The organism is Streptomyces sp. NPDC127100 (genome assembly GCF_042724095.1).
GTDB lineage: Bacteria > Actinomycetota > Actinomycetes > Streptomycetales > Streptomycetaceae > Streptomyces.
This window is the reverse complement of the sequence record NZ_JBHXFL010000060.1, coordinates 1-12,578: the sequence shown is the minus strand read 5'-3', so window position 1 is coordinate 12,578 and position 12,578 is coordinate 1. Positions and strand designations below refer to the sequence as shown.

Sequence of the window (12,578 nt, the reverse complement as noted above, 5' to 3'; positions counted from 1 at the left end):
GTTTCATTGCCGACACATCCGGCCGGGTCCGGCGGATTGTGTTGCTGCGGACGGCCGACACGCCATAGAGTCGCCGAACGTCGGCATGGTGTCACGCTGACCTGTCTAGAAGTTTCCTGGTCACCAAGGAGGTAAGACGACTTGTGAATGAGTCGACATTTACTCCCGGGGGTGGTCAACCAGGAATGCCTGCACGGGCCCACAGCCCCGGGCGTCTCGAGGCTGTCGGCTCCGTCGCTGTACGCACCTTCGAAGCCGCCCACCAGAGTCCGCAGGCAACTCAGACAGCACACATGAGTATGGATGGCCAACACGTGAACGCCATGGCCGGCGACGGAAGTGGCGCGTCCCGCAACCACTTCGCCGACTACGACGAACTGCCCGAGGGGCACTTCTACGATCCGGACGCGGAGTACGAGCCCGATCCCGAGTACGCGGCGACGCTCGCGCCCGACGCGGCCCGTCAGCGCCGCGAGCGCATCGGCCCGACCGGACGCCCGCTGCCCTACTTCCCGATCCCGGGCCCGCTGACCGAGCACGGCCCCGCGAAGATCATCGCGATGTGCAACCAGAAGGGCGGCGTCGGCAAGACCACGTCGACCATCAACCTGGGTGCCGCGCTCGCCGAGTACGGGCGCCGGGTGCTGCTCGTCGACTTCGACCCGCAGGGCGCGCTGTCGGTCGGTCTCGGCGTCAACCCGATGGAGCTCGACCTCACCGTCTACAACCTGCTCATGGAGCGGGGCATGGCGGCCGACGAGGTGCTGCTGAAGACCGCGGTCCCCAACATGGACCTGCTGCCCAGCAACATCGACCTGTCGGCGGCCGAGGTGCAGCTGGTGAGCGAGGTCGCGCGCGAGTCCACGCTCCAGCGGGCGCTGAAGCCGCTGATGGACGACTACGACTACATCGTCATCGACTGCCAGCCCTCGCTCGGCCTGCTCACGGTCAACGCGCTGACGGCCGCGCACAAGGTGATCGTGCCGCTGGAGTGCGAGTTCTTCGCGCTGCGCGGTGTGGCGCTGCTGACCGAGACGATCGAGAAGGTCCAGGAGCGGCTCAACCCCGACCTGGAGCTCGACGGCATCCTCGCCACGATGTACGACTCGCGCACGGTGCACAGCCGTGAGGTACTCGCGCGGGTCGTCGAGGCGTTCGACGACCACGTCTACCACACGGTCATCGGGCGCACGGTCCGCTTCCCGGAGACCACGGTCGCCGGTGAGCCGATCACCACGTACGCCTCCAACTCCGTGGGTGCCGCCGCCTACCGCCAGCTCGCCAGGGAGGTGCTCGCCCGGTGTCACGCCGAGTGAGTCTGCCGGGGGCCGACGAACTCTTCCGCACGACAGGGGGAACGGCGCTCCAGGCGTCCACCCCGCGGCGACCGGCGGGCGGCGACGCCCGGGTACCGGCTCCGGCGGGGGAGAGCGACCAGGCGGCCGCCGAGGACGCGCCGCAGTCGGTGCCCGCTCAGGGCGGCGACGGCGGGGGCGCGGAGCACACGGCGGCGGACGCGGAGCCGGCCGGGGCCGGCGAGTCGCGCAGCCGGGGCGCGGAGCGCTCGGCGCGACGCCCCGACGCCGCGACGGACGCGGACGGTTCCGCCGCGGCCCAGCCCCGCAAGCGCGGCCGGGCCGCGGCGCGCCGCCCCAGCGGCCGTGAACGGCACGACGAGAAGATCACCGTGTACGTCTCCGCCGAGGAGCTCATGGACCTGGAGCACGCCCGGCTGGTGCTCCGGGGCGAGCACGGGCTGGCCGTCGACCGCGGCCGGATCGTCCGCGAGGCGGTCGCCGTGGTCCTCGCCGACCTGGAGAGCCGCGGTGACGCCAGCATCCTCGTTCGGCGGCTGCGCGGGCGCTAGCGGTAGCCTGCGGGGGCCATGACCTCGAACGACGCTCCCCGCCCCGGCGCCCCCGCCGCCCGTCGGCGCGCCCTGGGCAGGGGGCCGGGGATGCCGCCGCCCGAGCGGGCGGAGCCCGGCACCGAGCCCACGGAGGCGCCGCCCGAGCCGGGGCAGACCCCCGAGCACGGGGCCACGGAAACCTCGACGACCGAGCCCGCGGTGCCCGAGTCCTCGGCGGCCCAGTCCGCGGTGCCCGAGTCCGCGGTGACCGAGCTCGCGGACGTCGAGCCTGCGGTGATCGGGTCCCCGGCGGCCGATCTCACGGTGATCGGGTCCCCGGCGGCCGAGCCCCCGGCGGCCGAGCCGGTGGCAGGGACGCCCGGCGCGGTGCCGGAGGGGCCGCGGGGAGGTGGGCCGGGGAACGGACCCGCGGAGCCGGAGGGCGCGCCGCGGGGCGAGTCCGAGGCTCCCGGCGAGGGGGTCTTCACGGTCCGGCTCGCCAACTTCGAGGGGCCCTTCGACCTGCTCCTCCAGCTCATCTCCAAGCACAGGATGGACGTCACCGAGGTCGCGCTGTCCAAGGTGACCGACGAGTTCATGGCGCACATCCGGGCGATGGGGCCGGACTGGGACCTGGACGAGACGACCGAGTTCCTGGTCGTCGCTGCCACCCTGCTCGACCTGAAGGCGGCCCGGCTGCTCCCCGCCGCCGAGGTGGAGGACGAGGCCGATCTGGCCCTGCTGGAGGCCCGCGACCTGCTCTTCGCGCGCCTGCTGCAGTACCGGGCGTAGAGCAGATCGCGGAGATCTTCAACGGGCGCCTGGAAGCCGAGGCCCGCCGCTACCCCCGCACCGTCGGCCTGGAGCCCCACCACGCCGAGCTGCTCCCCGAGGTCGTCATCAGCATCGGCCCCGAGGGCTTCGCCCGGCTCGCCGTGAAGGCGATGCAGCCGAAGCCCAAGCCGCAGGTCTACGTCGAGCACATCCACGCGCCCCTGGTCAGCGTGCAGGAGCAGGCCCAGATCGTCGTGGCCCGGCTGCGGGAGCTGGGCGAGGCCGACTTCCGGGTCCTGGTGGAGGACACCGACGACACCCTGACCGTCGTCGCCCGCTTCCTGGCCCTGCTGGAGCTGTACCGGGAGAAGGCCGTCGCGCTGGACCAGGAGACCGCGCTCGGCGGGCTGCTGGTGCGCTGGACCGGCGGGGACGGGGACGCCGGACCGGCGGTGACCGACGAGTTCGACCGGCGGCCCGAGGAGAACGAGACGACCGAGGAGGCGCGGCAGGCGTGAGTGACGAGACCACGGAACCTCCCGGCGGGCCGCGCGACGTCGCCGCCCTCGACCTCCGGCCCGCCCTGGAGGCCGTCCTCATGGTCGTCGACGAACCCGCCACCGAGGAGCACCTCGCGAAGGTCCTCCAGCGGCCCCGGCGGCAGATCGCGGACGCCCTGCGCGAGCTGGCCGACGAGTACACCGTCCAGGGCCGCGGCTTCGAGCTCAGGCTCGTCGCGGGCGGCTGGCGCTTCTACACCCGCCCCGAGTACGCCGCGGCCGTCGAGGGCTTCGTCCTGGACGGCCAGCACGCCCGCCTCACCCAGGCCGCGCTGGAGACCCTCGCCGTCGTCGCCTACCGCCAGCCGGTCAGCCGCAGCCGCGTCTCCGCGGTGCGCGGGGTGAACTGCGACGGCGTGATGCGCACCCTCCTGCAACGGGGGCTGGTGGAGGAGGCGGGCACGGAACCCGAAACAGGTGCGATCCTGTACGTGACGACGAACTACTTCCTGGAGCGGATGGGCCTGCGCGGCCTGGACGAGCTCCCGGAGCTCGCGCCCTTCCTCCCCGAGGCGGCGGCGATCGAGGCCGAGACGCTGGAAGGGGTCCCGTCGTTCGATCCGGACGCCCCGGATTCCGAGGACGCAGACGACAAGACGGAACTTTGATGCGAAGCAGCAGCGGCAGGAACAGCAGCGGAAACAACGGCGGGAGCCGTGGTGGCAACAGCGGCGGCCGCGGCGGGAGCGGCGGTGGCCGCGGCAACTACCGCGGCGCCGGCAACGCCCGCGACGACAAGCAGGGCGGCCGTCCGAAGAAGCCGCGCCCGGAGGAGCGCCGCTACGACGTGGGCCCCGGCGCGACCCAGGACGGTCCGAAGTCGGGGCGCGGCCCCTCGGCCCGCGGCGGCGCCAAGGGCGGCCCGAAGCGGCCCCAGCAGCGGAGACGCAGCGCCCCGGCCACGTCCCGCGAGTACGAGACGCGGGCCGAGGAGCGCAACCGCGAGCGGTACGCGGGCAAGAAGGACGTCAGGCTGCCCAAGACCTTCCCGGGCGCCGAGCAGGAGGGCGAGCGGCTGCAGAAGGTCCTCGCCCGCGCCGGCTACGGGTCCCGGCGGTCCTGCGAGGAGCTGATCGAGCAGGCGCGCGTCGAGGTCAACGGCGAGATCGTCCTGGAGCAGGGCAAGCGGGTCGACCCGGAGAAGGACGAGGTCAAGGTCGACGGCCTGACCGTCGCGACGCAGTCGTACCAGTTCTTCTCGCTGAACAAGCCCGCCGGTGTCGTGTCCACCATGGAGGACCCGGAGGGCCGGCAGTGCCTCGGTGACTACGTCACCAACCGCGAGACCCGCCTCTTCCACGTCGGCCGGCTCGACACCGAGACCGAGGGCGTCATCCTGCTCACCAACCACGGTGAGCTGGCGCACCGTCTGACCCACCCGAAGTACGGCGTGAAGAAGACCTACCTCGCGCACATCGTGGGCCCGATCCCGCGCGACCTCGGCAAGCGCCTGAAGGACGGCATCCAGCTGGAGGACGGGTACGCGCGCGCGGACCACTTCCGGGTCGTGGAGCAGACCGGCAAGAACTACCTCGTCGAGGTCACGCTGCACGAGGGCCGCAAGCACATCGTCCGCCGCATGCTCGCGGAGGCCGGGTTCCCGGTCGACAAGCTGGTGCGCACCGCCTTCGGGCCGATCACCCTGGGCGACCAGAAGTCGGGCTGGCTGCGCCGGCTGTCCAACACGGAGGTCGGGATGCTGATGCAGGAGGTCGACCTCTAGGGGCCCGAAGGGTTGTGACGGGCGGCCACCCCCTTTTATAGTCGGAATGACTATTAAGGGGGTGGCCGCCCGTGCTCGGCTACGACAAGCACGCCTTCGAGCCCTTCGCCGTCACCGTCGACCTGGCCGTCCTCACGCTCCGCGCGGGCGCGCTGCACGTGCTGCTCGTCGAGCGGGGGCGGGAGCCGTACGCCGGCCGCTGGGCACTGCCCGGCGGCTTTCTGCTGCCCGAGGAGTCCGCCGAGCGGGCGGCCCGCCGCGAGCTGGCCGAGGAGACCGGTCTCGCGGACGTGACCGGACTGCACCTGGAGCAGCTGCGGACCTACAGCGAGCCGGGACGGGACCCCCGGATGCGGGTCGTCTCCGTCGCGTTCACGGCGCTGCTGCCCGACCCTCCCGAGCCGCACGCGGGCACCGACGCGGCCGAGGCCCGCTGGGTCCCGTACGACGAGGCCCGCGACCTCGCCTTCGACCACGACCGGATCCTGGCCGACGCCCGGGAACGCGTCGGCGCCAAGCTCGAGTACACCTGCCTGGCGACCGCCTTCTGCCCGGCCGAGTTCACCCTCGGCGAGCTCCAGCAGGTCTACGAGACGGTGTGGGGGACCGCCCTGGACCGGCCCAACTTCCGCCGCAAGGTCCTCGCCACCCCCGGCTTCGTCGAACCCGTCCCCGGTGCCGCCCGCCTGACCGGCGGCCGCGGCAAACCGGCCGCCCTCCACCGCGCCGGCCCGGCCACCGCACTGCACCCGCCCCTGCTGCGCCCCTCTCGGGAAGGACGCCCCGCATGACCACGACCACCGTCACCAAGCGCGCCGCCACCGGTGCGCTCACCGGACTGGCCCTCGGGGACGCGCTGGGCTTCCCCACCGAGTTCAACGACGTCCCGTCCATCCTCGCCAAGTGCGGACCCTGGCGGCGGATGGAGCTGCCCCGGCCCGCCGTCGTCACCGACGACACCCAGATGACACTGGCGCTGGGACGGGGGCTGCGCACCGCCATGGACCACGGAAGCCTGACGCCCGAGGCGATGGCCGGGACGGTACGGCGGGAGTTCATCGCCTGGAACCGGTCGCCGGAGAACAACCGGGCGCCGGGCAACACCTGCCTCACGGCCTGCGACCTGCTGGAGCGGCCGGACCGGCCCTGGCAGGACGCCAGCCGGATCCACTCCAAGGGCTGCGGCGCCAACATGCGCGTCGCCCCCGTCGGACTCGTGCCCGGGCTGAGCGACGAACAGCGGGCCGGTGCCGCCCAGTTGCAGTCCGCGCTCACCCACGGACACCCGACCGCGCTCGCCGCCTCCGACCTCACCGCGCACGCCGTACGGCTGCTCGCCGAGGGCGCCGAGCCCACCGGGCTGGTCGGCCTGCTGCGCTCCTACGCCTACGACAACCGCACCCGCTACCACGAGCGGTGGCTCGGCGACCTGTGGACCCGCTCCCAGGACCCCACCCCCGGGCACTTCATCGCCCGCGGCTGGGACGAGTGCCTGGCGACCCTCGAACGGCTCCAGCACGCGGTGCGCACCGTCTCCCCGGAGACCGACCCGTGCCTCGCCGTCGGCGAGGGCTGGATCGCCGAGGAGGCCATGGCCGCCGGGCTGCTCTGCTTCCTGCTCTTCGTCGACGAGCCCCTGACCGCCCTGCGCCGCGGCGCCTGCACCTCCGGCGACTCCGACTCCATCGCCTGCCTCGCGGGCGCCTTCGCGGGCGCCCACCTGGGCGCCGACGCGTGGCCGGCCGCCTGGTCCGACCGCATCGAGTACCGGGCGGGCCTCCTCGACCTCGGCACGCTCTGGGACGCCTGAGCGGCGTCAGGCCCGCCCGGCGTCCTCCCGGGCCGAGGCCTGCCGGGCACGGAACAGGAAGTCCTCGACGCGGCGCCGGTCCGGCTCCTCGGGGAGGGGGCTGCGGCGGACGGCCCGCTCGTTCTGCTCCACCAGGCGGGCCATCCGCGACTCCACCTCGGGCCAGGGCACCTCGCCGCGCCTCACGGCGAGCAGCGCCTCGCGCCGGTCGCCGACGTCGACGGTGAGGGTGCCCGTGCGCAGCAGCTCGCGGGCGGACGTCAGCAGCCGCAGCAGGTGCATCGCGTGCTTCCAGCGCGGGGCGCCGTACGCGCGCACGTCGGCGTCCAGCCTGCGGCGCTGGCCGTGCGCGTACCGCGTGAACGTCCCGTGGGCCCGGCGGGACAGGAACGCCCCGCGCAGCTCCAGGAGTTCACGGCCGGTGGCGTCGGCGTACTCCACGAGCGGGGAGTGCAGGCACTCCAGGATGTTCGGGTTCGCGCGCAGGGCCAGTTCGCAGAAGCGCTCCAGCTCCCAGCTGAACTGCTCCTCGGCCGGCCCCTCGACGTGGGCCGGCGGCTTCTCGAAGCGGCAGAACAGCGGCGTCGGGGCGAGGTAGACGCCCCGGCGGTCCGTGTCGCTGTCCCGCGTCGCCAGACCGAAGGCGCGCGAACCCATGACACAGGCGTAGATCGTGTGGTCGCGTACCAGGGTCTCGGGGTGCATGCCCGGGAGCGTACGTCGCCCCCTCACGCCAGACGGACCGAATTTCCCTCCACGGAGATCCGCTCCTGCGGCAGCGGCTTCGTCGCCGGGCCCTGCTCCACCGCGCCGTCGGTGATGGCGAACCTGCTGCCGTGGCAGGCGCAGAGGATGGTGCCGTCGCGCACGTCCGCCACGATGCAGCCCTGGTGGGTGCAGACGGCGGAGAAGGCCCTGAACTCGCCCTGCCGCGGCTGTGTCACCACGATCTTCTCGGCGTCGAAGACCTTGCCCCCGCCGACCGGGATGTCGCCCGTCGCCGCCAGCTCCCGCCCCGGCGAGACCGCCGGGGAACCGCTGTCGCCGCTCCCGTCGCCGCAGCCGGCGGCGAGCGTCGCCGCACCCGCGCAGAGAAGGACCGTACGGCGGGCGGGGCTGTGCGTCATGTCGTCGCTCCGGGAGGTGAGAGGGCGGTGGCCGAGGCCGGGACCAGCGTCTCAGGAGGCGGGCGCCGCGCACCGGCCCGGCGCGGCCTGACTACGCTGGACGGACCAAGAGCCGAAACGCACGTCAGCAAGGAGCATCGCCGTGGCGGTACGAGCGGTCCGGGGCGCCGTCCAACTGGAACGGGACGAAGCCGGGCACATGGACGAGCGGGTCGCGGCCCTGCTGACCGCCGTCCTGGAACGCAACGAACTGACCGCCGACGACCTGATCAGCGTCTGGTTCACGGCCACGCCCGACCTGCACAGCGACTTCCCGGCCGCCGCCGCCCGCAAGCTCGGCGTCACCGACGTCCCGCTGATCTGCGCCCAGGAGATGGACGTCGAGGGCGCCATGCCGCGCGTCGTCCGGATCCTCGCCCACATCGAGTCCGACCGGCCCCGCGCCGACATCGCCCACGTCTACCTCGGCGCCGCCGCGGCCCTGCGCAAGGACATCGCCCAGTGAGAACCGCACTCGTCATCGGCACCGGCCTGATCGGCACCTCCGCCGCCCTCGCCCTGACCGGGCGGGGCGTCGTCGTGCACCTCGCCGACCACGACCCCGAGCAGGCCCGCACCGCCGCGGCCCTCGGCGCCGGAACCGACGAGGCCCCCGAGGGACCCGTCGACCTCGCCGTCGTCGCCGCCCCGCCGGCCCTGGTCGCCGACGTGCTCGCCGACGCCATGGGGCGCGGCCTCGCCCGCGGCTACATCGACGTGGCCAGCGTCAAGGGCGGCCCCCGGCGCGAGCTGGAGGCGCGCGGACTCGACCTGTCCGCGTACATCGGCACCCACCCCATGTCCGGCCGGGAGAAGTCCGGCCCGCTGGCCGCCACGGCCGACCTCTTCGAGGGCCGCCCGTGGGTGCTGACCCCGACCCGGGACACCGACACCGAGGTGCTCAACCTCGCGCTCGAACTGGTCTCGCACTGCCGGGCCGTGCCGGTCGTCATGGACGCCGACGCCCACGACCGCGCCGTGGCGCTCGTCTCCCACATGCCCCACCTGGTCTCCAGCATGGTCGCCGCCCGCCTGGAGCACGCCGAGGAGGCCGCCGTACGGCTGTGCGGGCAGGGCATCCGCGACGTGACCCGGATCGCCGCCTCCGACCCCCGGATGTGGATCGACATCCTCTCCGCGAACCCGGGGCCGGTCGCCGACCTGCTCGGCGACGTCGCCACCGACCTGGAGGAGACGGTGCGGGCCCTGCGCGCCCTGCAGTCCTCCGACGACGACAAGCGCCGCGAGGGCAGTGCCGGCATCGAGGCCGTCCTGCGGCGCGGCAACGCCGGCCAGGTCCGGGTCCCCGGCAAGCACGGCTCCGCGCCGCGCGTCTACGAGACCGTGGCCGTCCTCATCGACGACCAGCCGGGACAGCTCGCCCGCATCTTCGCGGACGCGGGACGGGCCGGCGTCAACATCGAGGACGTGCGGATCGAGCACGCCACCGGGCAGCAGGCCGGCCTGGTGCAGCTGCTGGTCGAACCGAAGTCCGCCGCCGTGCTGACGGCGGCCCTGCGGGAACGGGGCTGGGCGATCCGGCAGTGAGGCGCCCGGCCGCACGGGGTCATGCGCCTGTCGGAGGGGCTCCGCCGACCCAGTAACCTTGTGCGGGACGCGCTCGCGTCCCGCACACCACCCACCGCACCGCACCAGGAAGGTGTCCCCTCGTGGAAAACGGCGCCGCCCCGACCGCCCCGGCCGTGATTGTCGCCATCGACGGCCCCTCCGGCACGGGCAAGTCGAGCACGTCGAAGGCCGTCGCCGCGCAGCTCGGCCTGAGCTACCTGGACACCGGCGCCCAGTACCGGGCGATCACGTGGTGGATGGTGACCAACGGCATCGACATAGCCGACCCGCACGCCGTCGCGGCCGCGGCCGGCAAGCCGGAGATCGTCTCCGGCACCGACCCGGCGGCCCCGGCCATCGCGGTCGACGGCGTGGACGTGGCCGGCCCGATCCGCACCCAGGAGGTCACCTCCAAGGTGAGCGCGGTCAGCGCCGTCCCCGAGGTGCGGACCCGGATCACCGAGCTCCAGCGCACCATCGCCGCCGCCGCCGAGCGGGGCATCGTCGTCGAGGGCCGCGACATCGGTACGACCGTGCTGCCCGACGCCGACCTGAAGATCTTCCTGACCGCCTCGCCCGAGGCCCGCGCCGCCCGGCGCAGCGGCGAGCTCAAGGACGCCGACGTGCGGGCCACCCGCGAGGCCCTGATCAAGCGGGACGCGGCCGACTCCAGCCGCAAGACCTCGCCGCTCGCCAAGGCGGACGACGCGGTCGAGGTGGACACCACCGACCTCACCCTGCCGCAGGTCATCGAGTGCGTCGTCACCCTCGTCGAGGAGAAGCGGGCGGGTAAGTGACCTCACCCTCCGTCCCCTCCGAGAAGGGCGCCGAGGTCGGGCGGCGCATCGGCGTCGGCCTGATGTACGGCCTGTGGAAGCCCCGCGTGCTGGGCGCCTGGCGGGTGCCCACGACCGGCCCGCTGATCTTCGCCGTCAACCACGCGCACAACATCGACGGCCCGATGGTCATGGGCGTGGCGCCCCGGCCGACGCACTTCCTGATCAAGAAGGAGGCGTTCGTCGGACCGCTCGGACAGTTCCTGACCGGCATCGGCCAGCTGAAGGTGGACCGCCACTCCGCCGACCGCGCGGCCATCGGACAGGCGCTCGGCGTGCTGGACAGCGGCGGTGTGCTGGGCATCTTCCCGGAGGGCACCCGCGGCGAGGGCGACTTCGCCTCGCTGCGCGCCGGCCTCGCCTACTTCGCCGTGCGCGGCGGCGCCCCGATCGTCCCGGTGGCCGTCCTGGGAAGTTCCGAGAGACCCGGGCGGTTGATAAAGGCGCTGCCACCCCTGCGTTCCCGCGTCGACGTCGTCTTCGGCGACCCCTTCGACGCGGGCGACGGCAGCGGACGACGCACCCGCAAGGCGCTGGACGAGGCGACCGAGCGCATCCAGAAGCAGCTCACCGCGCACCTGGAAAACGCCAGGCGGCTCACCGGCCGCCGGGCGACACTTCAGTAGTGGGCCACCGGTACAGGACCGGTCCACCGATCACCACGATGAACGAGGTACGGACTTCATGAACGACGACATCCACTCCGAGGGTTCGGGCGAGGAGCACGACCACGGGGCGCTTGGCGACGCCGAATACGCGCAGTTCATGGAGCTCGCCGCGGAAGAGGGCTTCGACCTGTCGGAGGTCGAGGGCGCCATCGAGGAGGCCGGGCACGGCCCGCTGCCCGTCCTCGCCGTCGTCGGCCGCCCCAATGTCGGCAAGTCGACCCTGGTGAACCGCATCATCGGCCGCCGGGAGGCGGTCGTCGAGGACAAGCCCGGCGTCACCCGCGACCGCGTCACCTACGAGGCCGAGTGGGCCGGCCGCCGCTTCAAGGTCGTCGACACCGGCGGCTGGGAGCAGGACGTCCTCGGCATCGACGCCTCCGTCGCCGCCCAGGCCGAGTACGCCATCGAGGCCGCCGACGCGGTCGTCTTCGTCGTGGACGCCAAGGTCGGCGCCACCGACACCGACGAGGCGGTCGTACGGCTGCTGCGCAAGGCCGGCAAGCCCGTCGTGCTGTGCGCCAACAAGGTGGACGGCCCCAGCGGCGAGGCGGACGCGTCGTATCTGTGGTCGCTGGGTCTGGGGGAGCCGCACCCGGTCTCCGCGCTGCACGGCCGCGGCACCGGCGACATGCTCGACAGGGTCCTCGAGGCCCTGCCCGAGGCCCCCGCGCAGACCTTCGGCACCGCCGTCGGCGGCCCGCGCCGCGTGGCCCTGATCGGCCGGCCCAACGTCGGCAAGTCCTCCCTGCTGAACAAGGTGGCGGGCGAGGAGCGGGTCGTGGTCAACGAACTGGCCGGCACCACCCGCGACCCGGTCGACGAGCTGATCGAGCTCGGCGGCAAGACCTGGAAGTTCGTCGACACGGCGGGCATCCGCAAGCGCGTCCACCTCCAGCAGGGCGCCGACTACTACGCCTCGCTGCGCACCGCGGCCGCCGTCGAGAAGGCGGAGGTCGCCGTCGTCCTCATCGACTCCTCCGAGTCCATCTCGGTGCAGGACCAGCGGATCGTCACCATGGCCGTCGAGGCGGGCCGTGCGATCGTGGTCGCCTACAACAAGTGGGACACCCTCGACGAGGAGCGCCGCTACTACCTGGAGCGGGAGATCGAGACGGAGCTCGGCCAGGTGGCGTGGGCGCCGCGGGTGAACGTCTCGGCGCAGACCGGGCGGCACATGGAGAAGCTCGTCCCGGCGATCGAGACGGCCCTGGCCGGCTGGGAGACGCGCGTCCCGACGGGCCGGCTGAACGCCTTCCTCGGCGAGCTGGTCGCCGCCCACCCGCATCCGGTGCGGGGCGGCAAGCAGCCGCGCATCCTGTTCGGCACGCAGGCCGGCACCAAGCCCCCGCGGTTCGTGCTCTTCGCCTCCGGCTTCATCGAGGCGGGCTACCGGCGCTTCATCGAGCGCCGGCTGCGTGAGGAGTTCGGCTTCGAGGGGACGCCGATCCACATCTCGGTGCGGGTGCGCGAGAAGCGCGGCGCGAAGAAGAAGTAGCGGTGAGCGGCGAGAGGGGGCGGTACCCAACGGGGCCCCCCCCCCACCCCGCGTAGTCCGCGCGCAGGCCCCCCAGCGGGGGGGCGGCGGCAGGGGGGCCGGGTCGGGGCGCCAAGTGCCCGTGGCCG

At 73.3% G+C, this 12,578-nt stretch carries 13 protein-coding genes and 1 pseudogene; 12 read left to right on the top strand and 2 right to left on the bottom strand.

Annotation, left to right across the window (positions count from 1 at the left end; translation table 11 throughout):
- The first annotated feature begins 185 nt into the window (after positions 1 to 185).
- The 7 genes and pseudogenes from ACFWJB_RS32635 (at position 186) to ACFWJB_RS32605 (ending at position 6,716) form a co-directional block, all read left to right on the top strand.
- On the top strand, positions 186 to 1,316 hold the full coding sequence (locus tag ACFWJB_RS32635) for a ParA family protein (protein WP_385468294.1): 1,131 nt from the start codon (positions 186 to 188) through the stop codon (positions 1,314 to 1,316).
- Entirely contained in the window at positions 1,301 to 1,867 is a 567-nt protein-coding gene (locus tag ACFWJB_RS32630) for a hypothetical protein (RefSeq protein WP_386926746.1), read from the top strand. Before ACFWJB_RS32635 ends, ACFWJB_RS32630 begins: the two co-directional genes overlap by 16 nt.
- 18 nt (positions 1,868 to 1,885) lie before the next feature.
- Positions 1,886 to 3,141 (top strand): annotated as a pseudogene (locus ACFWJB_RS32625) (segregation/condensation protein A).
- Positions 3,138 to 3,791 carry an SMC-Scp complex subunit ScpB gene (scpB, locus tag ACFWJB_RS32620; RefSeq protein ID WP_385472121.1) on the top strand — a complete coding sequence of 218 codons (654 nt, stop codon included), beginning with the start codon at positions 3,138 to 3,140 and terminating at the stop codon, positions 3,789 to 3,791. The pseudogene ACFWJB_RS32625 and the gene scpB overlap by 4 nt, the downstream one beginning before the upstream one ends.
- The gene (locus ACFWJB_RS32615; protein ID WP_386926743.1) at positions 3,791 to 4,906 is read left to right on the top strand and encodes a pseudouridine synthase; all 1,116 of its coding nucleotides are present in this window, start codon (positions 3,791 to 3,793) and stop codon (positions 4,904 to 4,906) included. The genes scpB and ACFWJB_RS32615 overlap by 1 nt, the downstream gene beginning before the upstream one ends.
- Positions 4,907 to 4,977: 71 nt before the next feature.
- Positions 4,978 to 5,697 (top strand): NUDIX domain-containing protein, encoded by a 720-nt coding sequence (locus ACFWJB_RS32610; RefSeq protein WP_385472127.1) that lies wholly within the window; start codon positions 4,978 to 4,980, stop codon positions 5,695 to 5,697.
- Positions 5,694 to 6,716 (top strand): ADP-ribosylglycohydrolase family protein, encoded by a 1,023-nt coding sequence (locus ACFWJB_RS32605; RefSeq protein WP_386926741.1) that lies wholly within the window; start codon positions 5,694 to 5,696, stop codon positions 6,714 to 6,716. The genes ACFWJB_RS32610 and ACFWJB_RS32605 overlap by 4 nt, the downstream gene beginning before the upstream one ends.
- 6 nt (positions 6,717 to 6,722) lie before the next feature.
- On the opposite strand, the gene ACFWJB_RS32600 is transcribed toward ACFWJB_RS32605, so the two are convergent.
- Together ACFWJB_RS32600 and ACFWJB_RS32595 are read right to left on the bottom strand one after the other, a co-directional pair.
- On the bottom strand, positions 6,723 to 7,421 hold the full coding sequence (locus ACFWJB_RS32600; protein WP_386926739.1) for a DNA polymerase beta superfamily protein: 699 nt from the start codon (positions 7,419 to 7,421) through the stop codon (positions 6,723 to 6,725).
- A 23-nt stretch (positions 7,422 to 7,444) separates the two neighbouring features.
- The gene (locus ACFWJB_RS32595) at positions 7,445 to 7,843 is read right to left on the bottom strand and encodes a Rieske (2Fe-2S) protein (RefSeq protein ID WP_385472136.1); all 399 of its coding nucleotides are present in this window, start codon (positions 7,841 to 7,843) and stop codon (positions 7,445 to 7,447) included.
- A 142-nt stretch (positions 7,844 to 7,985) separates the two neighbouring features.
- On the opposite strand from ACFWJB_RS32595, the gene aroH reads away from it, so the two are divergent.
- The 5 genes from aroH to der all read left to right on the top strand — a co-directional run bounded on the left by aroH (position 7,986) and on the right by der (position 12,450).
- Positions 7,986 to 8,348 carry a chorismate mutase gene (aroH, locus tag ACFWJB_RS32590; protein WP_385472139.1) on the top strand — a complete coding sequence of 121 codons (363 nt, stop codon included), beginning with the start codon at positions 7,986 to 7,988 and terminating at the stop codon, positions 8,346 to 8,348.
- Positions 8,345 to 9,430: a prephenate dehydrogenase gene (locus ACFWJB_RS32585; protein WP_385472142.1), complete on the top strand. Its 1,086-nt coding sequence runs from the start codon at positions 8,345 to 8,347 to the stop codon at positions 9,428 to 9,430. Before aroH ends, ACFWJB_RS32585 begins: the two co-directional genes overlap by 4 nt.
- A gap of 122 nt (positions 9,431 to 9,552) precedes the next feature.
- Complete coding sequence (cmk, locus tag ACFWJB_RS32580; protein WP_385472144.1) at positions 9,553 to 10,248, top strand: (d)CMP kinase; 696 nt, start codon at positions 9,553 to 9,555, stop codon at positions 10,246 to 10,248.
- Positions 10,249 to 10,310: 62 nt separating this feature from the next.
- Positions 10,311 to 10,913, top strand: coding sequence for a lysophospholipid acyltransferase family protein (locus ACFWJB_RS32575; RefSeq protein ID WP_385472150.1), 603 nt, complete (start codon positions 10,311 to 10,313; stop codon positions 10,911 to 10,913).
- A 58-nt stretch (positions 10,914 to 10,971) separates the two neighbouring features.
- The gene (gene der / locus ACFWJB_RS32570) at positions 10,972 to 12,450 is read left to right on the top strand and encodes a ribosome biogenesis GTPase Der (RefSeq protein WP_385472147.1); all 1,479 of its coding nucleotides are present in this window, start codon (positions 10,972 to 10,974) and stop codon (positions 12,448 to 12,450) included.
- Positions 12,451 to 12,578 lie beyond the last annotated feature (128 nt).

Coding starts and splice junctions, on each gene's coding strand:
- ACFWJB_RS32635 (WP_385468294.1), top strand. CDS start 186: ATGCCTGCACGGGCCCACAGCCCCGGGCGTCTCGAGGCTGTCGGCTCC.
- ACFWJB_RS32615 (WP_386926743.1), top strand. CDS start 3,791: ATGCGAAGCAGCAGCGGCAGGAACAGCAGCGGAAACAACGGCGGGAGC.
- ACFWJB_RS32605 (WP_386926741.1), top strand. CDS start 5,694: ATGACCACGACCACCGTCACCAAGCGCGCCGCCACCGGTGCGCTCACC.
- ACFWJB_RS32600 (WP_386926739.1), bottom strand. CDS start 7,421: ATGCACCCCGAGACCCTGGTACGCGACCACACGATCTACGCCTGTGTC.
- ACFWJB_RS32595 (WP_385472136.1), bottom strand. CDS start 7,843: ATGACGCACAGCCCCGCCCGCCGTACGGTCCTTCTCTGCGCGGGTGCG.
- ACFWJB_RS32575 (WP_385472150.1), top strand. CDS start 10,311: ATGTACGGCCTGTGGAAGCCCCGCGTGCTGGGCGCCTGGCGGGTGCCC.
- der (WP_385472147.1), top strand. CDS start 10,972: ATGAACGACGACATCCACTCCGAGGGTTCGGGCGAGGAGCACGACCAC.